Raw genomic sequence first — 26,937 nt, 5'->3', positions numbered from 1 at the left:
CGGCCACCGAGAGCCGTCCCCGACTGCGGCCGGAGACCTCGACTCTCTCGGTGTGATGCCGCGTCGGCCCCAGGTGCGGCCCTTGGGCGGACGGCGGCATCTGCACGCTGTAGCCCATCCGGTGCAGCAGCCGGGTGACCCCGGAGACGCTGTAGGAGATGTGGAACTTCCGCCCGATCAGCATGCGCACCCTTGCCGCGGTCCACACATGGTCGTCCACCCAGCCGTGCGCCGGCAGCCGTAGCCGGAGGGACCTCTGGAACGCAGCGCCTCGCGTCCGCCCGTCCTCCGGGTACGGTGCCACTGGTAGACCGACTTCTCGCTCACCCGTAACTCCCGGGCGATGCAAGGGACTTCCACGCCCTCCTCGAAGAGGTCAACGGTCCGCATCCGTACCTCTTCGCGGTGCCTGCGCTGATCGGCGGTCAGCCCGCCCCCGTCCGGAGCCGCATGCCTCCGGCGTACCAGCCCGGACGGACCGCGTCACCGCTGCACCAGCTGCCGATGGCCGAACAGGCCATGGGCAAGCAAGCCCAAGCCCTCATCCAGCAACTCGAGGCCACCTGCCGGAGCGTCGACGAACTCGCGGCAGCCACCGAGGAGGGTGTTCTGGCGTATGCCAGTGGTCGGAGACACGGCAGACTTCTGGCGCGTGTCGAGGTAGCAGCGCGGTCGGCCCTGGGCCGGCCGACGTTCTGGCCCTCCTGGCACACGGCGTAAAGCTGCGCTCCCGCGCAGGGGCGGACGCACAGCAGTTGCAACCCGGCAAGCCCGCCAACCTGCCCTTCCACTACGCCCCCCAGCAGACCCTCGCCAGCCTCCGCCGGATGCTCGCCGGGAACACGACCGCCTCGCACGACTCGAAGCCGCCGGACGCCTCACCACACGCGGGGAGTAACGAACCATTCCGCAGTCCGACAGCGGCTCGGGGCCCGTCCAGAATACGGTCCACGGCGGCTTTGATGCGGTCCACGGCGGCCTTGACGCGGTCGCGTTCGTCAGGAGCGCGGGCCACGGGCGGTGTCCTTGGTGGTGCGGCGGCTGCGTGGTGTTCTGCGACGTGGTTGCACAGGCGGGCGGCGGTTGCGTGCAGGCGCTGGGCGATCGGGCCGGGCAGGTAGGCGGCGCGCTTTTCGAAGTCGCCGGCGCGCTGGGGTGAGCTGGTGGGCGTTGTGGTCGGTGCGGGCGATGTTCGGGCAGGCCGGCACGCACGCTCAAGGCTGCGAGTGTTCCTTACCTGGTCGCGGTGACACAGGGCGGTGTCCCGCCGCGGTAGACGCACTTCAGCAGGGTGTCCGGGTGGTCGTGGACGGCGAGTTGGGGGTTGGGGAGGATCTGGCGGGCCCGGTGGGCGGCGGAACCGCAGACCCTCGCCGGTAGGCTGCGGCGGTGCGCACGGTCGAGCTTCTGTTGGATGAGGTGGCGGAGTCAGCGGTTCGGGAGGCGTGGCGGCGGCTCGCGGACGCCGGGCTGCCTAGTCAGGCGCGCCACCGCTCACCGACGAACAGCCCGCACCTCACCCTGGCTGCCTGCCCGGAGCTGACCGCCCCGATCCGCTGGGAGCTTGCCGAGGTGGCCGCCGCCCTGCCGCTGCCGGTGCGGTTCACCGGCGTGGTCCGCTTTGAGCGGCCGACCTCGGTGCTTGCTTGGGCGCTGGATCTCGACTCCGCGCTGGCCGGCTTGCACCGCCGAGTGTGGGAGGCGGTGGCCTCGGACAGCCCGCCCGGGGCCCTCAACCCATTCCACGAACCCGGGTGCTGGAGCCCGCACGTCACCCTCGGCCGTACCCGGCGCCCTGGTGCCTTCGCCGGCCGGCGGGTCCCCGACCTGCTGCCGACACCGCCACTGTCGGTCCGGCTCATCACCCTGCGCAGCTACGACACCGAGACCGGCGCCCTGGAAGTGCTTCAGCCCCGCCCCTGAAGGCTCCCGACACCGACCGGCCAGCGCCCCCGAAGTGGTAGCCCGCGCCGTCGCGTCGGCAGGTGGCCGCGTGAGTGCCATTTCGGCACCGACGCCGGATCCCTCCTGGTGGCCGCCCTGGTCGGCGCAGCGACAGTCACCGTGGCCATCCTCGGCTACCGTCACACCCGCCGCCTCTTCTCCTGGATGAAGATCAAGCGGACGCTCGAGGACAACGCCAAGGACCTCGACAGCGTCGCCTCCCGTCTGGAGGGCGACAAACTCTGCGAGTACGCCCGGAAACCCTGCAAGCCGGAGGGCCTCACCCCGCTGCGCAAGTACCGCAACCCCATCTCCGACTTCGCCGACCTGCTGGAGGTGATCCGCCCCGAACTCAACCAGGTGGTCAAGCGCTTCGACACCTACCTCGCCAAGCCCCTCGCCGCTACCGGCCAACCGCGGACCGCGCAGCTGGAACAGATCATGGAGCTGGCCATGGAGCAGGAATGCGCCCGAGTCCGGCTCCATGCCGCCGTCAGCACCACCCAGCAGAGAATCCGCGCCCTGCGGAAGGCGCAGTCGGGCCCCGGCAACTGACCGCAACGAGCCTCGTACGGGGCCTGAACCGCAGACGGTTCAGGCCCCCACCGCGTGAGCGAGAAGGTTCGAGCTCGCCGGGGGACGCCTGCCCCAGGTGTCGCAGGTCCAGTCGAGACGGTTCACCCAAGGCCCGCAGTACTGGCGGGCCACCCCGGCCGAGGCGGTGCCGCACTCGGGAAACGACACGTCGTCGACGACCCATACCTCAGGGCGGATCGCCTGGCACAACCGCTGGGCGACCCGCCGCCGCACCGGCAACGGATCCCACGGTGACCGGTTCACGAACTGATGCAGGGCCTGCATGTCGCCGTCCGGCAGCCGCTCGGACTCACCGCGGAGCCGTTCCCCTTCCCTCAGCCTCACACCGCGAAGACGTCAACGACCAGGAAAGGTCACTCGACGTAACGAAGCACTACCAGATCGGGGCCGAGGCTCTGGTCCCCAAGGGGCCCTCGACTATTTCGGCCTCCCCGCCCCGCCCCGACCGCGGCCACCGGCTTCCTCTCATCCCGCTGCTACTCTTTGCGGGTTCAAGTGACTCAGGGGGAAGTCCGTGTTCACATCGGTTGCCACCGATTGGCCGTGGCTGCTGGCTATCACTGCCCTAGTGATCCACTGCTCCGCCATGGCCAAATGGATACCCATCCAAAAATTCTGGACGGTTTACCCCTTCATCTGGGTGGTGTGCGGCACCGGAGCGGTAGCGCTCGGAGCCTGGCGCGCCTTCGCTCTGGCAGACATGCTCGTCCTGTGCTCGTTCGCGCTCATCGGGCTGACGATCGGCATGTACCCGACTCGCAAACTGTTCGCGATGTGGGCGCACGAGATCAACGAGGGAGTGACGCGTGAGCGGTACGACTACCCGCGCTCACACCTTGCATTCTGTGGCGCCTCCGTGCTCGTCATGCTGACCGCCGCGGTCTTGCTGGCCCACTGATACGCCGTAAGCGGCGGACCGGCCGTTTCGGTATACGTGTCACTGAACTCTTTCAGTGTTGCCACTCCACCGTGACGACGGCTGCAGCAATTGACGCCATTCGACTTTCGACTGCATCGGGTCTCGCGGCAGATCCGCCAGGACTTCGGAACCGACCACGCCCCGCTCCGTCGCGCGTACGAGGCCGCCCGGGAAGCCGCAGGTCCCAGGCCGGCCGGCCACCACGCTGCAGCGCCGACGGCTCTTCGTCCGCAGAGGCCGGGGCGGGCGGAATCGGCTGGTCGCGGGGAGTTCAGGAGTAGGCGTCTTCGATAACGACTCGTCGCACTGTGCGCAGCGACGCCCGGAGACTGTCCAGATCGGTCGAGCCGAGAGCGAGGCGGAGCGCCTGTGGTGTGTGCTTCGAGGTGGTGAAGGGCTCGGCGGTGCTTACCGAGATGCGCTGACGCGCGAGGGTGGCGGTCAGGCGATCGGCGCGTGCGTCGTCGGGCAGCGTCAGCCATGTGAAGTAGGACGAGGGGTGGCTGATCAGTGGTAGGCCCGCCAGTTCTTGTCTGGCGAGCGCTTGGCGGGCCTTGGCGTCGTCTCGTTTCTGCGCTTCCAAGTGCTCGACCGTCCCGTCCTCGAGCCAGCGGCAGGCGATCGCGGTGGTGAGGGCCGGGGTGTTCCAGGTGGTCGCCCGAATCGCGCGTTCGAGCGACGGCACCCTGGACGGCGGGGCGACGACGAAGCCGACCCGGAGGCCGGTGGCGACGTTCTTGGACAGTCCCGAGACGTAGACGGTGATGTCCGGTGCACTTGCGGCCAGAGGCGGTGGAGGGTCCTCGACCAGATAGGCGTATGCGGCGTCTTCGATGATGAGCGAACCGTGCTGCCGAGCGATCTCGATCAGACGGCTGCGGTCAGGTGCTGACATGACCCACCCCAAAGGGTTGTGCAACGTCGGCATGGTGTAGGTCGCGCGCACAGGGCGGGTCGCGCACAGCTTCTCGAAGGCATCGAGATCCGGCCCGTCGGCGGTTGTGGGTATGGGCTCCAGGTCGAGATGAAAGGCATGCGCGAGCACCTTGAACCCCGGGTAGGTGAGTGCGTCCACCGCGACGACGTCGCCGGCGTTGAGCGCGGCCATGACGGTGATGGCCAGGCCGTGCTGCGCACCGCTGACGACGAGGATCTCATCCGCGTCCGGAGTGATTCCTCGACGTCGCAGGTGCCGTGCGATCGAGGCCCTGGCCTGGGAGGGCCCTCGATGTGGTTGGTAGCGCAGCAGCGAGTCGAGTTCACCAGAGGTGGCCACCTCTCGCAGAGCCTGCCGCAGGAGATCGGCTTGGCCGGGCAGCGACGGATAGTTGAAGTTGAGGTCGACCGCATCCGCGGCGACGACTTGCTGATCGATGCCGTGACCGGCGGGAACCGCGAGGTCACGCACGAACGTGCCGCGGCCCTGCTCGCGGCTCACCAAACCCATCGCTTCCAGCTCGGCGTACACCCGGGTCGCGGTCACCACGGCGATGCCCTCGCGGGCGGCGAGCCCGCGGTGTGTCGGCAGCCGCACGCCTGCGGCGAGCCGGCCTGTCCGGATGTCGGATGCGAGCGCGTCGACCAGGATCTTGTACCGCGAGGCTGCCACGCACCGAATTGTATCCATGACAATTCTTTGACTGTCCTGTTCGCGTGTTCTTACTGTCAGGACCCACTCATCGGGAAGGACAGCCGCCGTGCACATCGCCATCCTCACCTTCGAGGGCTACAACGAACTCGACTCCCTGATCGCGCTCGGTGTGCTCAACCGCATCAAGACCGACGACTGGCGCGTCACCATCGCCACCCCCAGCCCCAAGGTGACGTCGATGAACGGGGTGGTCATCGACCAGATGTCCACTCTTGAGGAGGCGTGCGCCGCTGACGCCGTCATCGTCGGCAGTGGCATCGCTACGCGCGAGGTCGTCGAAGACCAGGCGATCATGAACACCCTGCGCGGCCTGGACCCCTCGCGCCAACTCATCGCCGCGCAGTGCTCCGGCGCTCTCGTGTTGGCCAAGCTCGGCCTGCTCGACGACATCCCCGCCTGCACCGACCTGACCACCAAGCCCTGGGTCATCGCCGCCGGCGTCGAGGTGCTCAACCAGCCCTTCTACGCCAAGGACAACATCGCCACCGCCGGCGGCTGCCTCGCCTCGCACTACCTCGCCGCCTGGATCATCGCCCGCCTCGAGGGCAACGACGCCGCCGAAAGCGCCCTGCACTATGTCGCCCCGGTCGGCGAGAAGGAGGAATACATCGAGCGCGCGTGGCGCAACATCACCCCTTACCTGCCCGCTCCCACACCGACGCCCGTCTGAAACAACCAGTCGCAAACAGTGATCTCCTTCGGCGGTGCCGCTTCAGGGTGCGGACGGCCGGGGCGATGGACGTCATTCGATTCGGTCTGCACCGGGACCTGCGGAAGATCCGCCACGATTTCAGTCGTGCGACGCCGTGCTCGACCGGCGCCCGTGCTGCGGACAGCGTTCGGTTGACGGTTTGCTGGGTCGGCGTGAGGTCACGGTCCGGTGGGCGTCCGAGGGGTGTCGTCACCCAGGGACCGGCTCCCATGTGGGCGCGGTCGGCGAGGACGGAGACGCCCTGGCGTTCGCAGACCCGGATGTCCCGGTGGGCGGGGCCGCAGTGAGATCGTGCGCACGGCCGGGCAGCTCGGCGAGATCCACAGCAGCTGTCCCACCGGATCGGTCACCACTTGCACGTTTACCCCGTGTCGGCGGTGCTGGTGGGAGAAGTCGGCCCGGCTGCCGCCGACCCGGTCGCACTCCGCCAGGGTGCCATCCAGCCGGACGTGGTCCGGATCGGCCTCGCGCAGCGCGCGTAGCAGGCGGGGTGCGCGGCAGGCGAGCAGGTCGACGACGGCTGTCGTGTAGGCGTGGGCGGTGCCGACGGAGATGCCGAACCCGGCAGCGATCCGGGCGAGGGTGTCGTGCCGGCGCGGGTACACCAGCCGATCGGGGCACGCTGGTGCGGCGGGAGCTTGCAGCGACGGTCACCCTCCCGGGTGACGATGAGCATGGTGACCCACTCGACCAGGGCGTGGGGCAGGTCGAGTGCGGCAGAATACGGGACCAACGCGGCTCCTGTGCCTGTGGGTTGAGGCTGCGCACACCTCCCCCGACGGCACGGGAGCCTCGTGCGTTGCGGGCAACGATCCCGTCACCGATCAGTGGCCACGCTGAAAGAGGTCAGTGAGCGGGGAAGACGAGCCGCAGAACGATCTCGCCGTCGTCGATCTCCCCGGTGGGCTCGAACCCGAACTTCTGGTAGAAGGGCCACGGTTCGCCCTCGCCGGGATCGTAGCTGGTCAGCAGCTCGGTGGCGCCGTCCGCGCGAACGAGGGCTGCGATCTGGGTGAGCGTCTCTCGGCCGATCCCTCTCCTCTGGTGCCGCTTGTCGACGAGAAGGCGCCAGATGAAGTGCCGCCCTTTGTATGGACCAGCCGGCGGCTTCCACGACAGCATCACGAAGCCCACGGGCTCGTCGCCGATGTACACGGCGCGGTACCAGGGATTGGCCTCTGGTTTCCTTGTCGCCTCCTTGAGCGACTTGGACACGGAGGCGACGAACTGCTTCTGGTCGCGTCGGACGCGGAGGGCACGGACGGCATCCCGGTTGTCGTCGGTGATCTCCCGCAGATGTACGGCTGGGGACCTCATGTCACATCCCTTCCTGCATCCGGCGGCTGCGCCATCCGGGCCGACGTGAAGAGCCGCCGTTGTGCGGCAGCGCACGCACCATCAAGGACGTCAGATCGGATGTCTGCGCAGCGTATTCGACGCAGCGGAGCGGGAGCGGGACTGGCACGCCGGGCTGTTTCCGTTGGTGAGGCAGCTGCGTTGACCAGGGCAGACGCCCCAAGATCCTGTCCACGAATAGTCCACAGACCCGTCCTAGGCCCGCTCAGCGCTGCACACCCCTGCACGTACGCGAAGACCCCGGCCTCAGCGTTTCCGCTGGTGACGGGGCCTTTGGGCACCTCCTGCCGGGTGCCCCCGGCAGGATTCGACCCTACGCGTCGCCGGACGACTCGTGCCGGCGGAGCAGGAGGGGGAACGGTGCAGCGGCCCGCCGCATCGGAGGCAGCTTGGTTCCGGGCCCTTGGCCGGTGCTGGTTCCACCAGGTCACGAAGATGCTCAGCTGGTTCATCCAGCACTTCCCGACCTCGGCCCAGTGGTACATCGGCGAAATCATGGGCGAGGCAGACAAGCAGCTCGACATCCCCGCTCAGGTGACGGGCGAAGCGCTGCGGCGGTCCGCGACCGCGAACGGGGAACTCGACGCAGGCCGCGAAGGAGTTCTGCTCCCGGGTCGTGCCGCGGAAGCCGGAGGGCTGAGACCCCCCGCGAGTACGAAGGAGGGGCGGGAGCCAGCGACAGTGGCTTCCGCCCTCCTTCGGGCCCGGCACGCCTCACGTAGAGGGCGCTTCGGCAGGCCGGGCGCTGGCAGGACGGGGCCGGCTGCTCGCGTGGCGACTCCTGGCACGGACTCGTTACCGCACAGCGGCGTGGCACTCCTGGTGCTTGGCCCATTCGGCAGCGACCCCCCGCAGCGCCGTGGCATAGCCGAGTTCGTGACCCACCGACCGATCCAACTCACCGTCTTCCGGGTCCCCTTCGTCCAGGCGCGCCGCGACGAAGGAAGCCACCCTGGCCAGCTGCGCGTACGTCGCCGAAAGCCGCGGGCACCACTGCAGGACCGTATCCATCCCACAGGCACCATACGCAGGACCGCACCCATCCTCTGCCCTCCGCTACCGGCCCCGAAGCCGGGACACACACGATCACCGGTGCCCCTCACAGTGGTCCCGGCCGCCTCGCAGGGTCGCCGCTACACCCACGACGCGGTGCTGGACGGTGGCGGTGCCGTGTACGGCACGGCAGGGGCTTTGACCGTTGATCGTGCTCATTGCGTCCGCGGCCGCAAAGCCACCGTCGCAGCGTGCGCTTGCCCGAGGGCCACAGGATTCGGCCCCCCGCGGGCGGGTGGGAGCGCATGGTGGTCTTCCCTGTGCCGCAGCAGCCGGAGGCGCTGCACCGCTGACGGGCACGCCGTGAACGCTGGTGTGTCTGCGCCCGGTCACCTTGTTACCAAATGCGGACAGAGCGGGGGGAACAGTGCTCGTCCGAGCGTCATCTCATGGGGTGCAGTGAAACAGTCGATGCGGCCGGTCGCCCTGCGGGAGCAGGGAGGGGTGCCGCGTCCTGACAGACCATGGGGGAGCTTTCATCATGACCACGCATCGTGCGCGCCGTACCGCCCGTTCCGCCGCCCTGGCCGCCGTCACCGCCGCGCTGGCGCTGGGCCTGACCGCTTGCGGCGGCGCCGACGACGGCTCGAGGGCGGCGGGTGCCGACCACGCCGCTGGTACCGCGCAGAGCGGGCCCGTGTCCAACGGAGACGGCAAGGGCACCGCGGAGCAGGCCGACAGTGGTGGTGACACCAAAGAGGAGGCGGGCTCGGCGGCCGCCTCGAGCGGGACGGACAAGGTCGCGAGCAAGAGCACGACGGCCGACGCCCAGCAGTGCCGCGGAGACGAGATGCTGGTCACCGCGGTGCACCGGTTCGCCGGCCAGCAGGGCGACCACCTGCTGATCACCGCGTCGAACGAGAGCACCAAGCCCTGCTGGGTCACCTCGTACCCGGCCGTGAAGCTCGGCGAGGACGTCGATGGCCCCGCCCTGCCGCACTCGAAGAAGGACAGCCCGGGCGGCGACAAGCACATCACGCTCCGGCCCGGGGACAAGGCATACAGCGCGGTGAACCTCTTCGACTACGGCTCGAAGAACCACACGGCGCACTCGTTCGCCATCGCGCTGCGCGGCGCGGAGGGTCACAACGGCCCCTTCTACTCCGTCGACACCAAGGGCCAGAAGCCGCAGTTCAGCTGGAACGAGGCCGATGTGCTGAACTGGAACACCAAGAAGCCGTACGACTTCTGACGGTATCCATCGCGAGCTCGGCGACACGACACAGCGCTCGCCTACGCCGCCAAGCTTCACCCGGCTGCCCTGCCCTGCCCACGCCCTCCCCGAGCATGCAGGGGGCCTGCTCCGGCATCCGGAGCAGGACCTCCCCACGCCGCTGGTGGTGGGTTACTTGAACCAGTAGCGGACGCGTGGTGGTGGGAACAGGTGCCCTGGGAGTGCCGCGAGTAGGACAGGGAGGCGTCGTTGCACTTGGCGGTCTCGTATTGGTCCTTGGGCTTTTGGTGGTGCGTCCAACCACATACCCCGGTGGTGTGGTGGGTGCAGTGGTGCGCGGTGTTCGTGGACGGCAGCGTCGCAGCGGACGCGGCCGGTGGCTGGATCGCGTTGGTGGTGGTCCGTACCCCGAGTTCGTCGAGGACGAGGTCGTTCTCCGGCGAGCACACCGCGACCATCGGGGCCCGGTGGCCCACCAGGCGCCATGCCGTCTGCACGAGCAGGTCCAGGGTCGGCACCGTGACGAGGATCCGCCCGCCTGGGGAAGAACTTGTCGATACGCGCGCGTAAGGCGGCCCGCACGAGGTCCAGGCGCGCAGCCAAGCCGGCCGCGAGTCGTAGCGCTTTGTCACCACAGCCGTCGTCCCCGCGAGCGCTGCGCCCACCGGCGTCTCGGGCCCACTGAGCAAGCAGCAGCGGCTTCAGGCGCGCCCCTCTCGTTCGGCCTGGTCACCGTGCGTATCTAGATCTCGCGCCTGTCTTCGCAGGTCAGACAAGCGTGACTGGCTAAGGGAGGTAAAGGAAGTCTCGTCAATGCAGGTCGTCAACCGCGCACCGGCCGCGGGAACGTGGGAACGGGCTCCCAGGTAGCAGCCGACCACCGAGTAGTACTGCGCAGCCCCCGACGGTCAGCAGCCCGCCGGCGAGGAAGGTGCCTCGCACCCCGGCGAGCGGCAGGACCAGTGCCCCGAGTGCGGCGCCAGCCGCTATGCCGGCGTTGTAGGCGCCGGAGTTGGACGCGAGGGCGATATCCGTGCGCCCTGGCGCGCAGTGCAGCATCTCGTTCTGCGCGACCATGAACACCGGCCCGAGCGCACCGCCCATCAGGACCAAGAACATCATCGCCGCCACCGGATGAGTGCCGGCCGAGTACAGGCCGAACATGCTCACCGCCTGTGTGGCTACGGCCGTGGGCAGCGCGGACCGCGGGAAGCGGTCCAGCAACGCCCCGGTGATGCTCACCCCGGCCAGACACGCGACGCCGAAAACCACGAGCAGGACGCTGACCGTGCTCGGGGAGAACCCGCTCACGTCGCCCAGGAACTTCACGATGTAGGTGTACCCCGCGAACGCCCCGGTGGCGGATAGGGACCCGGCCGCCAGTACCGTCCCGAACCGCCGCACGTCGGGACTGGTCGCGTAGGCGGCGGGTTCTTCTTCCGGACGCGAGGTCGGAAGCAGAGCGGCGATCGTCACCAGAGAGACGAGCCCCAGAGCCGCCGGCACGGCGATCGGCACCTGCCAGTTGCTCTGCCGGCCCAGCCAGGTCCCGGCAGGAACACCGAGTACGAGGGCGAGCAAACCGGCGATGGACAGCGCCGCGACCACACGCCCGCGGACCTCGGGTACGAACAGGCCCACCGCGACCGGCCCCGTCACGGCCCAGAACAGCGCCTGGGCGAGCGCGGTCAGCAGCCGCGCTACAAGGAGCAGCCAGTACGAGGTGGCCAGTGCCGCAACGACACTGGACAGGACCAGCGCCGTCAGTAGTCCTGTGAGCACATGACGTCTGGGCACGGTCCGCGTGACGTGGGCGAGCGGCACAGACGCGGCGGCCACCGTCACGCCGTAACCCGTAACCAGGAGACCGACTGCTGACACTGACACCCGAAGGCTTCCAGAGATGAGTTCCAGCAGGCCGACCGGCAGGTTCTCCGCCGTGTTGAAGGCGAAGGCGGCCAGCATCAGGGCCACGAGAACTGCCGACCTGTGCCATGGAGCCAGGTGCCGCGTGACTTTATGGACTCTTCCTGCCGGGCACACCGGTCCCGCCGCAACCGAATTCATCTGCCGAAGCGAAGCTCAAATGATCAAGCCTGGTCTTCAGGACCGTTCGGCCCGAATTCGAGAGCACGTTCTCGGAGCAGCTGCCGCAGGCTCGTGCGGGTCGCTGCGCCGGCCGCCGGCCGCGCAGCGCCTAGCCGAGGAGGCCCAGGGCGGTGTCTGGCCGGCAGGGCACACACGGCGGGACCTGTTGCCGGAGTGCGTCCAGGGCCTGCTCGCGTGTGGCGGGGCGGCCCCGCCCGCTTTTGGCTGCTGCCGAGCAGTCGCCGGTGTGGACGGCGTCGACGTCGGCCTTGTTGAGGCCGTGCTGGATCAGCCAGTCAGGGCGCGGCGGGCAGCGGGCGATGAGAGCCAGCCGCCGGGAGGCGTCCTGCTCGATGACACGGCGGGCGAAGCGGCGCCGCGGGGCGTTCCGGGCCGTCCCGGAGCAGGCTACGGACCTCCTCCACATACCACCGCAGCAGCTCGCGCTCACCACACCGGCCGACGCCATCTCACCTCGCTGCACAACCGCAAGGCCCGGGGCGCCGACGAATTCGCTGGCACGGCCACCCACACAAGGCGGTTGACGAAAGCTCTGAACTAGGGAGCGCTGCGTTCGTCACCACGGCGGACCAGCAAGCCCCCAATTAGCTACTGACGAGATCTGCCTGTCAAATATACTGCCCAGATCCCTGACGAGCATGTCGCAACGGAAATTAACCAGAAGCTCGGCTCCACCGAAAGCCACATTGGTGAATACAGAGTATGCGAACCTGCATGCGTGAATCGATCGAAATAGGTCATTGGCGTCGATGACCCTGAGGTCCGGTTCCTTCACCTCTGGCGGCACTGCAACCGCAGCATGCCCAGAAAGGTCAGGCGTGGGCTTCAGGTGCAGATTTGGGTGAGTTTGCTGGGGCTGGAAGCAGAAACCGCGAATTTCACGTACCTGGTCCGTGATCTGATAGGTCATAGCTTCCCTTACCATAGGCTCACGTTCGACGTAGACAGACATGACCAAATCATATCCGTGTACACGGGGTGTCATATACAGGGCGCCGTTGATCTCTTTCTCTATGTGTTCCGGGTCTTCGACAAGCTCACCATTCAGAAAGAACGGCGCATTCGGCATGACTGGATGATCCATCTCGCAATTTCTTGCGTGCCACAGCTTATTGAATTCTTCCTGGGGTACACCCTGCACGATTGTCACTTCAGTGGGTTCGCCGCTCATCCCTGATTACCTCCACGTTTCCCAGCCAATCAGCCGTCCAGAACAACGCCGGGCCCTCACGATCGCCGTTGGCCATGCCGCCGTCCACGCTGAGCTCAGCACAAGCACCGTTGCAGTACTAGCCGGCGGCTAGATCAATCGCCGATACGGTGCCGTCGCCGCTGTTGGCAACATAGACGCGATCGCTGTGAGGCTCGAAGGCCAGGCCGGCAGGTTGTCGGCCCACCGGGATGGTGGCGCTCACGCTGCTGGACATGACATCGATCACCTTCACTGTGCCGTCGAAGTGGGTGACGTAGGCGTTGCCTCGGGAGTCAACCGTTACACCAATGGGTCTTTCAGTGGTGGTGATATCAACGACGTCACCGGTAGCGATATCGATCACAGACGCCGTATTGAAGCCTGAATTGGCGACATAAGCCCGGCGTCTCGGGGCGTCGATCGCGATACCGGTGGGCTGCCTTCGTACCGGGATGGTAGCAATTACCCCGTTGATTGCCGGGTCGATCACCGCCACCGAGTTGAAGTCGGGTTGCGTGACGTAGACGCGGTGACTTACCGAATCAACTGCCACGCCAAGGGAATGCGGGACACTGATGAAGTTGTGGGCGAAGGGGGGCAGTTCGCCGCTGAGATTGATTATCGACACCCTCTGGCTACTGCGGTTGGCCACGTAGGCGCGGCTTAGATTGTGATCAACCGCTACTCCCGTCATGTTGGATGGGGAGATAAATATGCCTTCGACCCCGATGGTGGCGATGACGGTGTTGAATCTGTCGATCATTGACACGGTGTTGTCGCCGCCGTTGGTCACGCAGACGCCGAATTGAGGATCGGTTGCCACGCCCTCGGGGCGCAATCCGACGTTGATGGTGGCGCTCACCGTGTTGGTGGAAGAATCGATCACCGACACGGTGTTGGCACCGCTGTTGGTGACGAAGACGTGGTCGTGAACATCCACCGCCACACCAACAGGCTTCGCGCCCACCGCGATGTTGGCTACGACACGCAGTCGTTCAGTGTTGGATATGTTCATCACTACACGACCTTCGGGATCGAGCGACGCGCCGGAGAGGTTGACGTGCCCCGCCCACCTGCGGGGGCTGGCTCGAGGGCTCAGTAGCGGTGATCCTTCATGATGTGCCACCGGCGGCTGGCTACAGCCTGACGGGCGGAGCCTGGAGAAGCAGTTCGCGGGACACGCCAGCCTCTCGGGCGCGGGTGACGCTGCGGCGTACCACGGTGATAACGCCAGGTGCCCAGGCGACAATCCGCCCGCGCCGGCGCCGACGGCTGCCGCAGCCTCGAAGCCCCCCTGAGAACCAGCTGTAGACGCGCTTGCCGTGTGTGGCGGTGATTCTACGGCCTCGCGAGACTTGAAAGCCCGCTGCTTCGACTACGCGGTTGGCTTCCTCCGCGTCACCTCACTACTTCGAGCACCCGACGACCCTCGGTGCCAGTGGCCGACATCTCGAGTATAGGCGCGAGCCGTGCGCCCTGCGAGTTGATGACAGCGGCCATACCAAGCTCCCCGCGTGCGGCCATTTAAGACCGTGTCCTACATGGTGAGTTTGAGAGTCGCTTTGTAGCAGCACAGGGTCGTGGGGAGTCCGAGAAAGGCGAGGGGGGCGCTCGTATCGGGGGTAAGGGTGATCGAACGACCCCGGTCACTGGACTCGAGCCGCGTGAGATACGGACACCGATGTGCTTGTCCCACAACCATTTCCGCACGTGGGGGACGGCATAGGCCTCGTCGGCGTGGAGTCGCTCGGGTTTGAGGTAGCGGCCACGATGCGCCCGTGAACGTCTCCCCCCACACCCGGTCGGCACGTAACACCCCGGCCATACCTAGGAGATGCTCAGCTCACGGCCTTGTGCGGCCTGGGCATCCCACCGACGCTGGTCACCAACGTCGTGGAGCAGGCCCGCAAGTTCGCCGTCGACCCTGCGTGTTTTGTCGCCGGTCCATGCGGCTTCAGAGCACATGCGGCCGGGCTGGCGCGGTGCCGAGTTCCGAAAGACCCGGCGAAGCTGCTGAGCAGTCGTGTCCCCTTCGGCCCGGAGCGCAGCAAGTGGCGCACCGTTACGTCCTATTCCTCCGGGTCCCAGGCGCGGAGCAGGTCGAGCAGCCCTGCGTCTCCGTCGATCTGCACGGAGCCCACCGGGACACGGTCGTAGATGAACAGGACCAGCTCACTGGCCGTGCCCCTGACAGAGGCGCCGGCTGCGTCCGGGCCCTCGCCGGTAACGGTGTTGGGCAGACGGGTGGACCGTGCGCCGTCCCCGTCGACCGTGAGGCGCCAGGAGTAGCCCTCGGTAGCGTGGAAGTCGAAGGCAGTGGGCTTGTGCGGCCAGGCGGCCGTCGTTGCGCAGCAGGTGGACAGGAACTCGTCGACACCGTCGAGTGCCACCTCGTCCAACAGCGGCTGCGGTGCGCCCAGGGTGACCTGAACGTCGTAGGTGTGCACCGCGGTCTCCTGGACCCGGTGCCGGGCGACGCCACCGGAGTTCTGCGGCGACTGCGACATACCCCACCACGTCCAGCAACCGCGATCCGGGCCCGCCTCCCGCAGCGCGCTCAGCAGCAACTGTGTCGACTCGGCCAACCAGGCCGGCAGGGCCTCACGCTCCCGCGGCGCAGCCACGGCGGCCCGCTCGGCATCGGCCTCGGCCGGTGGAGCGTCAGCGGGTCCCGCGCCGACGATGGCGGCCCAGAAGCGGTCCCCCCCCCACCCAGGTGCTGCACCAGATCGAACAGCGTCCACTCGGGGCAGGTCGGCACCTGCACGTCGAGGCTGGGCGCGGAGGCGACCGCGGCGCGGAAGGCGGTCGACCGTTCGTCGATCAGCCGCCGCAGGTCAGAGAACTCAAGTGTCATTGCCACACTGGGTGTCTATCACCGTGCTCCAGCAACCGGACAGCGAATTTCGCAGCCGACGCGGCGGCCGCGCGGCCGGGCCGCGCACCCTCGGATGACGCGGTGTCCTCATCCCGAAACGGCCGGTAACTCGCGGGCGCAGCGCACGTGGAGGAAGCGGCGGCGGGTGACGAGCCGGGGTCAGTTCATTCAGGCGTCTCGTACTGTGCGATCAGGTTTTGGAGCACAGCCGGGTGTGCCATGAGCATGGGGAGCCTTCCTTGGCGCCGCTAGTTTGCGTAATACCTCGACCCGTGTGCCCCAGGCCCAGACCGTCAATCTGACCAGGTGCTCACCGCGAGCAGGGGCGCACTGGAGGCGGGGCCGCAGGGGACCGAAGGCCATGGCCTGGCCTCGCCAGTTGAGAGGGCCCAGAGTGATGCCGACGGGGCCACCGGGGCCTGCTGTCTTTGTTCCGTGCGAACGGAGTGGGCTGTTGTGCCGCGGGAACCCGTGACGCCATGGCTGTCGACCACACTCAAACACCGGTTTTGGAAGCACTCGTCGAGTTTCGGCAGACGGGACAGCTCTCTTTTACGCCTCCCGGTCACAAGCAGGCCCGGGGAGCGGATCCTGCGGTGCGGGACGTCCTGGGGGATGCCGTGTTCCTGGGGGATGTGCTCGCCTCCGGGGGGCTCGACGACCGGCTGATGCGGGGCCGGGTGCTGGTGCGTGCCGAGGAACTGATGGCGGACGCGGTCCATGCCGAGCACACCTTCTTCACGACCTGCGGGAGTTCACTGTCGGTCAAGGCGGCCATGCTGGCGGTGGCGGGCCCGCACGAGAAGCTGCTGATTGGGCGGGACGCTCACAAGTCGGTTGTCTCAGGCCTGGTCCTCTCGGGGATAGAGCCGGTCTGGGTAGAGCCGTGCTGGGACGCCGAGCGGGCGATCGCCCATCCCCCGTCGGCAGCCGAGTTCGAGGCGGCTTTCCGCGCGTGTCCGGATGCCAAGGGCGCGTTGATCACCAGCCCCACCCCCTACGGCGCGTGCGCGGATCTGCGTTCGGTGGCCGATGCCTGCCACCGGCGTGGGGTGCCGCTCATCGTGGACGAGGCCTGGGGTGCGCATCTGCCCTTCCACTCCGACCTGCCGACGTGGGCGATGGACGCCGGCGCCGACATCTGCGTGACCAGCATCCACAAGATGGGCAGCGGGCTGGAGCAGGGATCCGTCTTCCACCTCCAGGGCGACCTCGTGCCACCTCAGTTGCTGAAGATGCGCGCGGACCTGCTGGGCACGACCAGCCCGTCGGTGCTCATTTACGCCGGGCTGGACGGATGGCGCCGCCAGATGGCCCTGCACGGCTGCGAACTCATGGGTGGGGCGCTGCAGCTCGCTGCCGAAGTCCGGTCCGCGATCGAAGACATGGACGGGTTGCACGTCAACGACCGCGCGGACTTTTGCGGACCCGGCCTCGCGGACGACTTCGATCCGCTGCCCGTCATCATCGACATCTCCCAGCTCGGTATCACCGGCTATCAGGCAGCCGACTGGCTTCGCGAACACCGCGGGATAGACGCCCATGTCACGGACCACCGGCGCATCGGCGCTCAGCTCACCCACGGCGACGACCAGGAAACAGCGAGGGAATTGCTGACAGCCCTCAAGGATCTGACGGACACGGCACCGGAACTACCGGCTGGTCCGCGCGTGGACATTCCGCTGCCCGCCGGGCTGCGGATGGAACAGGCCCAGCTGCCGCGCGATGCGTTTTTCGGGCCGGCCGTGGATGTGCCCCTGACCGAGGCCGTGGGCCGGATCGCGGCAGAGATGATCACCCCCTACCCGCCCGGAATTCCGGCTGTTCTGCCCGGTGAACGCCTCACCGAACCCGTCCTGCGCTACCTGGCGAGTGGACACACCGCGGGCATGAACCTCCCGGACGCAGCAAGCACTGACCTCAGCACCATCCGCGTCACCCAACCTCACCGCGCCTGAACCAGGGACGCGCGACTCGTGGACAACAACCCGCCTCGCACCCAGTCACCGACGGCTTCGGCGCCCCTACGCACTCGACGTCGAAGACCTCCTCGTGCGGCTAAAGGGTGTCGCATAAGGCTCTGAGCTGGGCATCTCCTGGGTATGGCCGCGGTGTTACGTGCTGAGCGGGTGTAGGTGGAGACGTTCACGAGGCTGCGGATGACGCAGTTTGCGGGTCTGTTGAAGGTGGTGAGGGAGCGGGGCGGTAACGGCACCGTGCGGGGCCGGCCGTGGTCTTTGCCGCTTGCCGAGCGGGTGCGGCTGGGACCGCTGCTCGCGCTCGAGCCGGTCTCCCGCTCGGCTGGTGCCCCGGGCCGTGTGTGGATCGTGGACGGCACCCTCGTCCCGGCCCGGGATCGCGGTGTGGGTGCCTCTCCCCGGAATTCCCCGTTCTCGGCAAACGTGCAGGTCATCGTGGACGCAGAGACCCGCCTCGTGGTGGCGGCGGCCCGGCCTGTGCCCGGCAACACCGCGGACACGCTGCTGAAGGGTGAGGAAGAGGACAACGCCGCCCACCGCAAAGTCCACGCACGCGTCGAGCACGTCTTCTCCCGGATGAAGAACTACAAGATCCTCCGCGACTGCCGGCAGCGCGGCGACGGCCTCCATCACGCGGTCCAGGCCGTGGCCCGCATGCACAACCTCGCCCTCGATCCGGACCGATCCCCAGGTGAGCCACTCGCGGACGGTGGCGGGGTCGGTGGTCGACGGACACAGTGTCCACGGCGGACAGGCCGCGGGTGGTGAACACCTCCTCCAGAGCGGCCCGGCACCGCTGGTAGGGCCAGGCGGTGGTGTCGGTGCCGTACAGGCGCAGCAGATCGAACGCGACGAACTGCGCCGGCCATACGTTGGCGGCCCGAGTGGCTCCGGCTCCGCGGCGGCGTAGCCGGTTCTGTAGTTGCTCGAAGGAGAGATAGTCCTGCTCCCAGTCCCACACGACGAGTTCGCCGTCCACCGCGGTCTGATCCGGCAGCTGGACCTTCTCCGGGGTTCTGGGCTGTGGCGTTAGCGACTGGTTCACGTTGGTGCAGCTCAGCGCCATTGATTGGGTAGCCACTGCGACAGGTGTGGTGCTGTCGCCTGAAGGGGCTGTTGGGCGGCCATCTCGTTGACGAGGCTGCCGTGGAGCCCGGGTGGCACTGCGGGGCCGTGCGCCGGGTACTGTCGCCGAGCGGTCCGCATCATGGCGAGGGTGTCCACGTTCTTCGCCATAAGACGATCTTGGACACCCTCATTCTCGTCTCCGCAGGCACCCCTTGGACCACCCCACCAGGAGGAACCAGTGTCATACCCGCAACCGCTCACCCCCGAGGAGAAACTCGCCGACGCGAAGAAGCAGCTGAGCCTCCCGCGTATCGTCGTGATCTGCGGCTCCACTCGTTTCATGACCGAGATGACCGAGGCCGATCTGCGGGAGACCAAAGCCGGAAAGATTGTCGTCAAGCCGGGTTGCGACATGAAGTCGCCGCACGAACTTTGGTCCGATCCTCTCGAGGCCGAGGCGCTGAAGGTTCGACTCGACGATCTGCACCGAGCGAAGATCCGGCTCGCTGATGAGGTGCTCGTAGTCGGCGACTACATCGGAGACAGCACCCGAGCCGAAATCGCCTACGCCCGGTCGCTGGGCAAGCCCGTGCGGTTCACGCATCCCGAAGTCGACCCCGACGCCTGAACGCCCACCCCCACACCCTCCGCAGGCACCCCTTGGAATCGATCATCTAGGTCTCAAGGCGGCGTGGAAAGCGTGGAAGAACGACCGCGACGGTGAAGACGCGGACGAGGAAGAGGCGAAGGAGGGCGGCCCCAGCTCGTTGGAGGTCGCCGCAGTCACCTTCGCCAACGGCGGTGACCACATCGGTGTCTACGGGGTTCAGCCGAGATACGCGTCAAGGGGGCAATGAGTAGACCTCGATGCGGCTTTACGCGTGGTCAGCAGAGTGAAGCCGCAGTAAATGCGTACATCTCGCCCTGGAAGCCGGAACGGCCCGCCGCAGGTCGCGACGATCACGGCCAGGGCTCCGTCGCAGTAAATCCGTTATTTAATGCGGCAGTTGTGCATACGTCTCCGCGATCACACAACTGCCCGAATGCGGGTCTGCTGTGCAGTGCGCGACGCCGACGAGGCCTGGCACCAGCATGTTTGCCTGGGTCATGCCCCCAAGTTCTCCATCACAGGCAGGCACTCGGCGAGCAGGTCGACGACGTCGCGCCAGGCTCGCCGTGCGTGCCGTGGGTGGTAGCCGACGCCGGGGACCACGGTGTGGTCGACCGGTGGGTGGTGGAAGGCGTGCAAGGCGCCGCCGTAGACCGTGAGGCGCCAGTCGACGCCTGCGGCCTGCATCTCGGCGGTGAACGCGTTCCGTTGCGCGGGCGGCATGATCGGGTCTTTTGACCCGACCCCGGCCCACACCGGGCAGCGAATGCGCGCCGCCTCGCCCGGTCGGCCCGTGGTCAGCGCGTTGACTGTCCCGATCGCGCGCAGGCTGACGCCGTCGCGCCCGAGTTCCAACGCGATCGCGCCCCCGGTGCCATAGCCGACGGCGGCGATCCGGTCGGGGTCGGTCCGTGGTTCGGCGCGCAACACGTCGAGCGCCGCGTGGCCGATGCCCCGCATCCGGTCGGGATCAGCGAGCAGTGGCATGCAACGGGCCAGCATCTCCTCGGGGTCACCCAAATAGCGCCCGCCGTGAAGGTCGAAGGCCAGCGCTACATATCCCAGCTCGGCGAGAGCATCGGCCCGGCGGCGCTCGACATCGCTGAGCCCCATGCCCTCTGGTCCGAGCAGCACCGCGGGCCGGCGGTCGACACCGGTGGTCGGGAGCGCGAGGTGCCCGATCATCATCAAACCGTCGGCCGGGTACTCAACCGTACGCGTCGTAATCGTCGTCATGAGACGGGACTGTAGTGATCGTCGAGCCCGGTCCGCCCGGTGTTCTGCCGCTGGCAGAGCAGCGCGGGTGTCCCTCTGAGATACGGCGAGGGCCCCGGCGCTCAGGGCTTTGAGATCATCCCGTTGCCCCTTGGGCGCGTATCTCGGTCACACCCCTCTACGTCCCTGTGTTCGCCACTGCCGGCGTCGGCGGGATGAGCGTGTATGCCGTGGTCTTTCTGACCCTGGTTGCGGTGTGGTGCTCGCGGGAAGGTTCTTCGCCACCCGTCCGGTCGTCGCCAAGGCTCTCAGCCGCTGGGGCCACATTCTGCTGCCGCTGGTGCTGATCGCGATCGGTCTGCTCATCCTGATCGAGGGCGGGGCCTTCGGCAGGCTCACGTCCCCTGTGGGAGCTTCTGCGGGCCGTGCCACCACCGCACCGACCGACAGCCCTTTCTTGACCTCAAGGCCGCACAGCCGATGGGATCCAACCGGCGGCAACGTGTCATGTGCAAGATGGCGCCGACGGTGACTCTCGCCGGCGCCGCTGGTACGCCCCGGACTGGCGCGCTGTTCCCGGATCCGCAGTGCGCGCTGCTACGAGTCCTTCACCTGACGGGCCAGCCGCCTGGCCTGCTTCGCCGCCCCCGCAAGGGGGGAGGGCCCGGAGCCGGGCAGGCTGTGGGGTTCGGGTCCTCGCGTGCGTGCGCGCAAGATGGGGAGAGCGCGTGATGCCCTACCCCACGACCGCCCAGAGCCCCGGTTACGCCGCCCACTTCGCGCGTCATGCCCTGGTGGGGGAGTTGCTGTGTGCAAGCGACCGATGTCCGCTCGCCCGAGGACCGGGCGCGGAAGTCGGCACCGAACAGTCGCACGACGGCCAGTAGACGGTCCTATGGTCCGTCGCCAGCATGACGCGGTCTGGCCAAGAACCTGCCAGGCAACGCTGGTCGCGTTTTTCGTCGCGGGCACTCGGATGCGGCCGATCACAGCCGCTGTACGCGCAAGCTGCTTCAGGCGCCAGCCAAGTTGTCATGGTCGAGGCCGCACGACCCCGACCATGCTTCCGCGGTGATCGCTGGCACCATCCATGAAGGCACGGCAGGACGAACCCGCATGCCAGATACACCGAAAGGCGGCAGATGCGCGTATAGGTGACTACCGCTTCTTCTCCGGTGGTCAAAGGGGTGGGGATGCAGACGACGTCGCTGCGTAAGGGCGAGAACACGGCGCTGGCCGCTGCGCGGACGGTGCTCTCGGTGTCGGTACAGGGGCTATCGGCGGATGTGTCCGCGCTGCTGCTCGGCCCCGACGGCAAGGTTCGCGGCGATCATGACCTGGTCTTCTACAACCATCCGGCCCAGGACGGTGTATCCGTTGAGGGTGCGGGGGTCATTGTGGAACTTCCTCGCCTGCCGGCTGACGTGCACCGTGTCGTTGTTGTTGTGAGCGCTGATCCGCTGCAGCCAGGCGCCGTCTTCACCCGAGCACCTCAGCTGACGATCACCCAAAGCGGGACCATGTCGGCGCCGTTCACAGCGCCGGACTTCACCTCGGGGGAGACCGTCGTGGTCCTGGCGGAGCTGTACCGCCGCGGTGACGGCTGGAAGGTTCGGGCCGTGGGACAGGGCTACACCTCCGGCCTTGCGGGACTGGCAACCGACTACGGCGTCGAGGTCGAACCCGAGCCCTCTGCCGCGCCGCTCCCTGCGCAGACACGCACGACGACGGGACAGGCCGATGCGGTCGACCTGACGAAGCTGGAGCGGCAGGCCCCGGGCCTGCTGGCACCCGCGCGACAGGCCAGCCAGGCCCTCGCAGACCGAGGGATCACGGGACGGCATGCTGCTGTCTACCTCATCCTGGACCACGACTGGCACATGGAAGAGCTACGAGTCGTTCGCCGTGCAGGCCTTCGCCGAACGCGTCCTTGCCCTGTCGGCCAACCTCGACGACGACGGCACGGTGCCCGTGATCTTCTCCAGCGGACGAGAGCCGTTCCTGGAAGGAGTTCCGGCTGGACAACTACCGCGGCCGTATCGGACAGCTGCACACCCAGGTCGACTGGGGCTGGGGCAACGTCGCCGACGCGATGCGCCGCGCCGTCAGCCACCATCGGGAATCCGGAGCTGCAGACCCCGCCTTCATCGTGACCCAGGTCGGCGATGAGCCCTGGGACAAAGCAGAAGTCCGCTCCATGCTCCAGAACACCGCCTCACTGGGTAGCTTCTGGCTCTTTGTCGGGTTCGGCCGCGGCAAGCTCGCCTTCTACAAGAACCTCAACGCCTCGGCCTCGGCCACCTTCACCGACGTCGCCTTCTACGACGCCAGCAAGAACCCGGGCTCGGTTCCCGGCGAGCGGTTCTATACAGGCCTTGTCGATGCATTCGCGACCTGGATGCGATCGTGAAGCCGGCCCTCGCGCCGCAGCGACTGTTCGGTCAGGTTGCCGGCCCATGACATACCGGCCGAGGCCGCGGCATCCCTTCACGCCCACTCCATGCCCAGGTCCCGCAGGGCGTCGAGTTGGTTTGGGTGAGCTACAGCGAATCACGCTGCCATCACTTCCAGCGCATGCCGATCGCGGACAGCTGCTCGACACGCTCCGGCGCCAGTGTCGCGGCCCGGCTGCGCTGGTTGCCGATCCAGGCTCCGAGGCGGAGTTCCCGCTCCTTCTGGTCCTCGCCGACGATCCGCTCGACGTGCTGCCTCGGCACGTGGAGGTGTCCTTCGCGTTGGTAGTACTGCTTGGCGGCCGCGTAGTTCATCGCCCATTTGTCGGCTTGGCTGCGCCGGGGCTTGGGTTTCTCGTCCTCGTCGGCGGGCTCGATCCCGAGGACCTGCTCCAGCATCCACTGCTGCACCGTCGTGAGCTTGTCCCAGTCCAGCCGCTGCGTCCGGACCCATCGTCCGAGGTCTTCGCCTTGGTGCACGACGATGCCCCGGTCCACTGGCAGCGTGCCGCCGGTTTCTAGGTGCTGCCGGGTGAGGTGGAAGGCGCGTTGCCATTCGATGGGCCAGGTGGGGCACCAGGCGGGGTCGATGTCCTCCAGCTGCTCGCGCCGCTCCTGCGACAGCACGCCGGCCGTCGACTGAACGAGCAGCCCCTCGGCGCGCCGCTGCTCGTTCTCGGCGGCCCGGCGGGCGGCGGCCCGCGCGTTCTTCAGAAAGATCCCCACCCGGTAGCCTTGGTAGGTGGCGTCGGTCGGGGCCAGGAGGTGCCCGTTCTGCTTGGCCCACCCTCGGGCGGCGGCCAGGCCTTCCTCCCAGGCGACGTCGTAGTGCGACCAGACCATACCGAGCTTCTCCAGCTGCGTGATGCGGCCGGGGTCCATGTCGCCGCGGGCGTAGAACCGTCTGGCGTCGGCGGTCCATTGCCCAAGCGGGAACCTGGCGAGCGTGGCTGGCCACCCTTCGGCCTCCACTGCCTGATCGTCGCCGGCAGGTACGCGGTACGTGAACGGCACCTTCAGGTCCCCGTGGAGCCGTTGGTAGATAACGGCGGCTTCGATGCCGCGGCGCCAGTGGGTGTGTTCGGGGTTGAGGACGCGGAGGTTGATGAATGCGGCCAGATGCGCGGGGTCACGCGGGGTGGAGAACTTCAGCAGCTGTCGGGCCGGCACCGACACTCGGTCGCCCGTGGCCTGCTCGTCTTCGGTTCCGGAGCGGCTCTGGACGCCTCTGACACGGCTTCGGGCCTGCCGTTCGGCGAGCTGCTCCACCAGCCGGGTGTCGTGCGCTCTGAGCGCTTCCAGCAGCTTGGCCAGGCCGCCGAAAGCCCGGGAGGACAGCATGTTGTCGACGGTTTCTCCGGGCCCGAGGAGGACGGGCACCACGAGGGAGGCGATCTTGCCGTCGCCGGGCTGGATGCGCAGTGCTCGGCCGACGGCTTGGACGAGGTCGGGCATGGAGCCGCGGACGTCGGCGAAGTAGACGGAGTCACATTCCCGGGTGTCGACGCCTTCGCCCAGGACCTTCACCGAGCCCAGGAAGCTCTTCTCCACGATGGTGCCGTCCGCGGCGATGCCGGTGGCGAACTCGCCGAGCACACGGCGCCGGTGGTCGACCCGGTGCTCCCCGCACAGCCAGTCGGCCCAGACCGTGCGCGGGTACAGCCCAGGATCGGCCGTGTGCAGCTGCTGGGCGACGTCTTTAAGGCCGGCCGCGAAGGCTTCGGCCTCCTTGACCACGTGGTGAAAAACCAGCGTCCTACGGAAGCCTTCCTCCGCCGAGGCCTTCACCAGCGCGGTCTGCAAGGCCGCGAGCCGCGCCCCGCGCACTTCGTCCGAGCGTGCCTCAGCACCCAGCAGCTGCGCCGCCTGAAGGTGGGTGTCGGTGATGTCCAGGCACACCACCTGGTAGGGGGCACAGATCCCCCGGTCGATGGCCTCGGCGAGCGTCAGGGTGAAGCACCTGGTACCGAAGGGCGAATCGGGGGAGTCCTCCATGCTCGCCACCAGCTCACCCGGCGCGCCCGGTACAACCTCGGAGTCGTCGTCCAGCTGCCACAACCTTGGGGTGGCGGTCATGTAGAGGCGGCGCAGGGCAGGGATGCGGGTGTTGTCGTGGACGACCGCCCACGGCTTCCCGATCCGGCCCGAAACCCTGTGCGCCTCGTCCACGACGATCAGGTCCCAGCCCGGAAGGCCCGCGATATGGGCGCGCTCGAGTGTGCCGAGCCCGAGGGAGGCGTAGGTGGCGAACACGGTGATCTTGCCGAACGGCCGCCCCCAGGCCACTAGCTCGCCCACGTCCGTGGTGTTCGGGAAGGACGCCCCTGGCCCGCGCAGGGACGAGACCCCGATCATCAGCCCCGTGCGCCCGCCCTCGCGCCAGGCGGCCTCGGTCTGCGCAAGCAGGTCCAGCGAGGGCACGAGCACCAGCACACGGCCTGCACGGAGCTCCTCCGCGCTCCGGGTGGCCACCAGGGTCTTGCCCGATCCGGTCGCCATCACCACCTGCGTCCGTAGACCGCGCTCCGGCACAGTAGATCTTGCAGGCAATTCGAGCGCCCGGAGTACCGCGTCCACGGCCTCTCGCTGATGAGGACGGAGCGCCTTCACCGTCATTTCGGTCTACCCTCTCCCGCGATCCGGACGACAGCTCCCACACCGAAGCGCAACTAACTAGCCTGCACGCGTTGGAGGTTGAGCCACAACGTCCCCACTGCGACATCGGATCCAGGCCCCCGATGCAGGACACAAACAACCACCTCCGAGCGAGCCGACACCTCACAGCTCCGGAGCCATCCAAGTCCAGAGTCTATCGCAGATCTAAAATGAAGCAGACATCGAGAATCAACACCGAAACCACGGGTACTCCGCACTCATCACAACCCACCCACCCGGGGAGAGCCATGACACCGAAAACCGAGAACAACCAAGGCAACCGGTTCTGCAAAGCCTGCGGCACGCCCGCCGAAGACGGGAAACTATGCAGCCACTGCGGCGCCGTCCTGGACCTCCCCGACAGTGCAGGACTGATCGAAGACCAAGGCGCAGCCATACGGCGCGACTTCGAGGGGCGCACCCGGCAGCAAGAGCAAGGGTGAACGAAACAGCAGTGAACCCGGTCTGCTGGGCAGTGTGCATTGGGGTACACGGTCCGGTATGGCATCCACCACTGATCGCATCATGTCCCTGCGGGTCGTGCGGCAGCTGCGCCGGATCCGCACCTTCTACGCGGTAGGCGCCCTGATGTGGGCGGCATCGACCGCCTGGACGGGCTGGCAGTCTCCAGGGGGCCGGCAGATGTGGGTATCCGTCCTCCTCCTGGCCATCTTCACCGGCCTCCTGCTCACGGCTTCCCTGTGGCTCCAGCGCCTTCAGACCACAGGATCGGCCGGCCCTGCGCATCACGCTGCACGACGGCGGGCAGCCGGGCCGCACCATGCGCATGCCTGACTAACCGCTGGGGCACGCACAGGACATCCCGGCGTCTGCGGGAGCGATAGCCGGGCATACGGGCTTCACCCCCTTGTGAGAGGAGCTCGTCATGCTTGGCATAGTCGCGGCAGTGCTGTTTTTCTTTGCGTTTTTGATCAACGCAGCTGATATCAGTACCAACGATGCGTTCTCTTCGACGAACGTCATGCTGCTGGGGCTGACGGCTCTGGCTTTGCATGTGGCCGGAGTCGGCGCCGGCTGGGCCCGCAGACGCTGACCCTATGCCTGCGGTCTGCGGTGACAGTCCGTCACCGCAGACCGCAGAGCCACGGGACGCACCACCTCTTTCTGCAGCCAGCCCGGCCCGCGGCAGCGGGCCCCCGACTCGGCTGAAGTGAAGCGGAAGCCCGCGGGACGTGAGTCGCGCCGCTCCGGGAGCGCAGCGGACGGAGCGTCATCCTGCTTGCGCAGCAAGCAGGATGAGCGGGATGCGCAGCATCCCGCCAACGCTCCCGCGGAGCGGGAGCGCAACCACCGCGCGCAGCGCGGTGGTTCGCTTGCATCGCGCGTAGCGCGATGGGACCCGCTCCGCGGG

At 67.7% G+C, this 26,937-nt stretch carries 22 protein-coding genes and 6 pseudogenes; 14 read left to right on the top strand and 14 right to left on the bottom strand.

From position 1 onward, the window contains the following. Nucleotides 1-468, bottom strand: a pseudogene (locus ACZ5CW_RS40475) (transposase); the annotation flags it as partial. Between ACZ5CW_RS40475 and ACZ5CW_RS40470 the strand changes: the two are divergent. From ACZ5CW_RS40470 to ACZ5CW_RS40460, 3 genes are all read left to right on the top strand, one after another. Continuing rightward, nucleotides 451-720, top strand: a complete 270-nt coding sequence (locus ACZ5CW_RS40470; protein ID WP_468610712.1) for a hypothetical protein — start codon at nucleotides 451-453, stop codon at nucleotides 718-720. The pseudogene ACZ5CW_RS40475 and the gene ACZ5CW_RS40470 overlap by 18 nt on opposite strands. Nucleotides 721-1,389: 669 nt before the next feature. Continuing rightward, entirely contained in the window at nucleotides 1,390-1,923 is a 534-nt protein-coding gene (locus ACZ5CW_RS40465) for a 2'-5' RNA ligase family protein (protein ID WP_468610710.1), read from the top strand. Between the two features lie 108 nt (nucleotides 1,924-2,031). Continuing rightward, nucleotides 2,032-2,499 (top strand): hypothetical protein, encoded by a 468-nt coding sequence (locus ACZ5CW_RS40460; protein ID WP_468610708.1) that lies wholly within the window; start codon nucleotides 2,032-2,034, stop codon nucleotides 2,497-2,499. 132 nt (nucleotides 2,500-2,631) lie between these two features. On the opposite strand, the pseudogene ACZ5CW_RS40455 reads toward ACZ5CW_RS40460, so the two are convergent. Next, nucleotides 2,632-2,874 (bottom strand): annotated as a pseudogene (locus ACZ5CW_RS40455) (transposase); the annotation flags it as partial. A gap of 181 nt (nucleotides 2,875-3,055) precedes the next feature. On the opposite strand from ACZ5CW_RS40455, the gene ACZ5CW_RS40450 reads away from it, so the two are divergent. Continuing rightward, nucleotides 3,056-3,439 (top strand): hypothetical protein, encoded by a 384-nt coding sequence (locus ACZ5CW_RS40450; protein ID WP_468610706.1) that lies wholly within the window; start codon nucleotides 3,056-3,058, stop codon nucleotides 3,437-3,439. Between the two features lie 292 nt (nucleotides 3,440-3,731). Here ACZ5CW_RS40450 and ACZ5CW_RS40445 read toward each other — a convergent pair whose 3' ends face one another. Continuing rightward, nucleotides 3,732-5,069 (bottom strand): aminotransferase-like domain-containing protein, encoded by a 1,338-nt coding sequence (locus ACZ5CW_RS40445; protein ID WP_468610704.1) that lies wholly within the window; start codon nucleotides 5,067-5,069, stop codon nucleotides 3,732-3,734. Nucleotides 5,070-5,157: 88 nt separating this feature from the next. Between ACZ5CW_RS40445 and ACZ5CW_RS40440 the strand changes: the two genes are divergently transcribed. After that, the gene (locus tag ACZ5CW_RS40440; RefSeq protein WP_468610702.1) at nucleotides 5,158-5,781 is read left to right on the top strand and encodes a DJ-1/PfpI family protein; all 624 of its coding nucleotides are present in this window, start codon (nucleotides 5,158-5,160) and stop codon (nucleotides 5,779-5,781) included. A gap of 31 nt (nucleotides 5,782-5,812) precedes the next feature. Here the strand turns inward: ACZ5CW_RS40440 and ACZ5CW_RS40435 are convergent. The 3 genes and pseudogenes from ACZ5CW_RS40435 to ACZ5CW_RS40425 all read right to left on the bottom strand — a co-directional run. Then, nucleotides 5,813-6,556: pseudogene (locus ACZ5CW_RS40435) on the bottom strand (transposase); the annotation flags it as partial. 113 nt (nucleotides 6,557-6,669) lie between these two features. Continuing rightward, nucleotides 6,670-7,140 (bottom strand): GNAT family N-acetyltransferase, encoded by a 471-nt coding sequence (locus ACZ5CW_RS40430; RefSeq protein ID WP_468610700.1) that lies wholly within the window; start codon nucleotides 7,138-7,140, stop codon nucleotides 6,670-6,672. Nucleotides 7,141-7,974: 834 nt separating this feature from the next. Continuing rightward, on the bottom strand, nucleotides 7,975-8,190 hold the full coding sequence (locus ACZ5CW_RS40425) for a hypothetical protein (RefSeq protein ID WP_468610698.1): 216 nt from the start codon (nucleotides 8,188-8,190) through the stop codon (nucleotides 7,975-7,977). 523 nt (nucleotides 8,191-8,713) lie between these two features. Between ACZ5CW_RS40425 and ACZ5CW_RS40420 the strand changes: the two genes are divergently transcribed. Beyond that, complete coding sequence (locus ACZ5CW_RS40420; RefSeq protein WP_468610696.1) at nucleotides 8,714-9,424, top strand: DUF4232 domain-containing protein; 711 nt, start codon at nucleotides 8,714-8,716, stop codon at nucleotides 9,422-9,424. Nucleotides 9,425-10,216: 792 nt separating this feature from the next. On the opposite strand, the gene ACZ5CW_RS40415 is transcribed toward ACZ5CW_RS40420, so the two are convergent. From ACZ5CW_RS40415 to ACZ5CW_RS40395, 5 genes and pseudogenes are all read right to left on the bottom strand, one after another. Then, complete coding sequence (locus tag ACZ5CW_RS40415; protein ID WP_468610716.1) at nucleotides 10,217-11,371, bottom strand: MFS transporter; 1,155 nt, start codon at nucleotides 11,369-11,371, stop codon at nucleotides 10,217-10,219. Between the two features lie 232 nt (nucleotides 11,372-11,603). Continuing rightward, nucleotides 11,604-11,963 carry a DUF6233 domain-containing protein gene (locus tag ACZ5CW_RS40410; protein ID WP_468610694.1) on the bottom strand — a complete coding sequence of 120 codons (360 nt, stop codon included), beginning with the start codon at nucleotides 11,961-11,963 and terminating at the stop codon, nucleotides 11,604-11,606. A gap of 108 nt (nucleotides 11,964-12,071) precedes the next feature. Next, nucleotides 12,072-12,686: a hypothetical protein gene (locus ACZ5CW_RS40405; protein WP_468610692.1), complete on the bottom strand. Its 615-nt coding sequence runs from the start codon at nucleotides 12,684-12,686 to the stop codon at nucleotides 12,072-12,074. Nucleotides 12,687-12,804: 118 nt separating this feature from the next. Then, on the bottom strand, nucleotides 12,805-13,722 hold the full coding sequence (locus ACZ5CW_RS40400; RefSeq protein ID WP_468610690.1) for a YncE family protein: 918 nt from the start codon (nucleotides 13,720-13,722) through the stop codon (nucleotides 12,805-12,807). A gap of 1,054 nt (nucleotides 13,723-14,776) precedes the next feature. Beyond that, a pseudogene (locus ACZ5CW_RS40395) lies at nucleotides 14,777-15,564 on the bottom strand (maleylpyruvate isomerase family mycothiol-dependent enzyme). 500 nt (nucleotides 15,565-16,064) lie between these two features. Here ACZ5CW_RS40395 and ACZ5CW_RS40390 point away from each other — a divergent pair. Next, complete coding sequence (locus ACZ5CW_RS40390) at nucleotides 16,065-17,543, top strand: aminotransferase class I/II-fold pyridoxal phosphate-dependent enzyme (protein ID WP_468610688.1); 1,479 nt, start codon at nucleotides 16,065-16,067, stop codon at nucleotides 17,541-17,543. Between the two features lie 201 nt (nucleotides 17,544-17,744). Further along, nucleotides 17,745-18,242, top strand: a pseudogene (locus ACZ5CW_RS40385) (transposase); the annotation flags it as partial. A gap of 139 nt (nucleotides 18,243-18,381) precedes the next feature. On the opposite strand, the pseudogene ACZ5CW_RS40380 reads toward ACZ5CW_RS40385, so the two are convergent. After that, a pseudogene (locus ACZ5CW_RS40380) lies at nucleotides 18,382-18,630 on the bottom strand (ATP-dependent DNA ligase); the annotation flags it as partial. 240 nt (nucleotides 18,631-18,870) lie between these two features. Here ACZ5CW_RS40380 and ACZ5CW_RS40375 point away from each other — a divergent pair. Then, on the top strand, nucleotides 18,871-19,260 hold the full coding sequence (locus ACZ5CW_RS40375; RefSeq protein WP_468610686.1) for a hypothetical protein: 390 nt from the start codon (nucleotides 18,871-18,873) through the stop codon (nucleotides 19,258-19,260). 477 nt (nucleotides 19,261-19,737) lie between these two features. Here ACZ5CW_RS40375 and ACZ5CW_RS40370 read toward each other — a convergent pair whose 3' ends face one another. Beyond that, nucleotides 19,738-20,478, bottom strand: a complete 741-nt coding sequence (locus ACZ5CW_RS40370; RefSeq protein ID WP_468610684.1) for a dienelactone hydrolase family protein — start codon at nucleotides 20,476-20,478, stop codon at nucleotides 19,738-19,740. A gap of 1,172 nt (nucleotides 20,479-21,650) precedes the next feature. On the opposite strand from ACZ5CW_RS40370, the gene ACZ5CW_RS40365 reads away from it, so the two are divergent. Both ACZ5CW_RS40365 and ACZ5CW_RS40360 read left to right on the top strand, forming a co-directional pair. Then, nucleotides 21,651-22,610: a TerD family protein gene (locus tag ACZ5CW_RS40365; RefSeq protein ID WP_468610682.1), complete on the top strand. Its 960-nt coding sequence runs from the start codon at nucleotides 21,651-21,653 to the stop codon at nucleotides 22,608-22,610. Continuing rightward, nucleotides 22,496-22,867 carry a VWA domain-containing protein gene (locus ACZ5CW_RS40360; protein ID WP_468610714.1) on the top strand — a complete coding sequence of 124 codons (372 nt, stop codon included), beginning with the start codon at nucleotides 22,496-22,498 and terminating at the stop codon, nucleotides 22,865-22,867. The genes ACZ5CW_RS40365 and ACZ5CW_RS40360 overlap by 115 nt, the downstream gene beginning before the upstream one ends. 151 nt (nucleotides 22,868-23,018) lie before the next feature. Here ACZ5CW_RS40360 and ACZ5CW_RS40355 read toward each other — a convergent pair whose 3' ends face one another. Further along, entirely contained in the window at nucleotides 23,019-25,526 is a 2,508-nt protein-coding gene (locus ACZ5CW_RS40355; RefSeq protein WP_468610680.1) for a helicase associated domain-containing protein, read from the bottom strand. Between the two features lie 287 nt (nucleotides 25,527-25,813). On the opposite strand from ACZ5CW_RS40355, the gene ACZ5CW_RS40350 reads away from it, so the two are divergent. From ACZ5CW_RS40350 to ACZ5CW_RS40340, 3 genes are all read left to right on the top strand, one after another. Continuing rightward, nucleotides 25,814-26,008, top strand: coding sequence for a double zinc ribbon domain-containing protein (locus ACZ5CW_RS40350; RefSeq protein ID WP_468610678.1), 195 nt, complete (start codon nucleotides 25,814-25,816; stop codon nucleotides 26,006-26,008). A 58-nt stretch (nucleotides 26,009-26,066) separates the two neighbouring features. Then, on the top strand, nucleotides 26,067-26,360 hold the full coding sequence (locus ACZ5CW_RS40345) for a hypothetical protein (protein WP_468610676.1): 294 nt from the start codon (nucleotides 26,067-26,069) through the stop codon (nucleotides 26,358-26,360). 91 nt (nucleotides 26,361-26,451) lie between these two features. Continuing rightward, nucleotides 26,452-26,619 carry a hypothetical protein gene (locus ACZ5CW_RS40340; RefSeq protein WP_190201688.1) on the top strand — a complete coding sequence of 56 codons (168 nt, stop codon included), beginning with the start codon at nucleotides 26,452-26,454 and terminating at the stop codon, nucleotides 26,617-26,619. The last annotated feature ends 318 nt before the right edge of the window (nucleotides 26,620-26,937 follow it).

Source organism: Streptomyces sp. NPDC031379, assembly GCF_055569615.1.
This window is presented reverse-complemented; position numbering and strand designations above follow the sequence as displayed.

What these genes read in the sequence shown, in the direction of transcription:
- ACZ5CW_RS40470 (WP_468610712.1), top strand. Translation starts at nt 451, where the DNA reads ATGCCTCCGGCGTACCAGCCCGGACGGACCGCGTCACCGCTGCACCAG.
- ACZ5CW_RS40430 (WP_468610700.1), bottom strand. Translation starts at nt 7,140, where the DNA reads ATGAGGTCCCCAGCCGTACATCTGCGGGAGATCACCGACGACAACCGG.
- ACZ5CW_RS40425 (WP_468610698.1), bottom strand. Translation starts at nt 8,190, where the DNA reads ATGGATACGGTCCTGCAGTGGTGCCCGCGGCTTTCGGCGACGTACGCG.
- ACZ5CW_RS40420 (WP_468610696.1), top strand. Translation starts at nt 8,714, where the DNA reads ATGACCACGCATCGTGCGCGCCGTACCGCCCGTTCCGCCGCCCTGGCC.
- ACZ5CW_RS40415 (WP_468610716.1), bottom strand. Translation starts at nt 11,371, where the DNA reads ATGCTGGCCGCCTTCGCCTTCAACACGGCGGAGAACCTGCCGGTCGGC.
- ACZ5CW_RS40410 (WP_468610694.1), bottom strand. Translation starts at nt 11,963, where the DNA reads ATGGCGTCGGCCGGTGTGGTGAGCGCGAGCTGCTGCGGTGGTATGTGG.
- ACZ5CW_RS40405 (WP_468610692.1), bottom strand. Translation starts at nt 12,686, where the DNA reads ATGAGCGGCGAACCCACTGAAGTGACAATCGTGCAGGGTGTACCCCAG.
- ACZ5CW_RS40400 (WP_468610690.1), bottom strand. Translation starts at nt 13,722, where the DNA reads ATGAACATATCCAACACTGAACGACTGCGTGTCGTAGCCAACATCGCG.
- ACZ5CW_RS40390 (WP_468610688.1), top strand. Translation starts at nt 16,065, where the DNA reads ATGGCTGTCGACCACACTCAAACACCGGTTTTGGAAGCACTCGTCGAG.
- ACZ5CW_RS40370 (WP_468610684.1), bottom strand. Translation starts at nt 20,478, where the DNA reads ATGACGACGATTACGACGCGTACGGTTGAGTACCCGGCCGACGGTTTG.
- ACZ5CW_RS40365 (WP_468610682.1), top strand. Translation starts at nt 21,651, where the DNA reads ATGCAGACGACGTCGCTGCGTAAGGGCGAGAACACGGCGCTGGCCGCT.
- ACZ5CW_RS40355 (WP_468610680.1), bottom strand. Translation starts at nt 25,526, where the DNA reads ATGACGGTGAAGGCGCTCCGTCCTCATCAGCGAGAGGCCGTGGACGCG.
- ACZ5CW_RS40350 (WP_468610678.1), top strand. Translation starts at nt 25,814, where the DNA reads ATGACACCGAAAACCGAGAACAACCAAGGCAACCGGTTCTGCAAAGCC.
- ACZ5CW_RS40345 (WP_468610676.1), top strand. Translation starts at nt 26,067, where the DNA reads ATGGCATCCACCACTGATCGCATCATGTCCCTGCGGGTCGTGCGGCAG.
- ACZ5CW_RS40340 (WP_190201688.1), top strand. Translation starts at nt 26,452, where the DNA reads ATGCTTGGCATAGTCGCGGCAGTGCTGTTTTTCTTTGCGTTTTTGATC.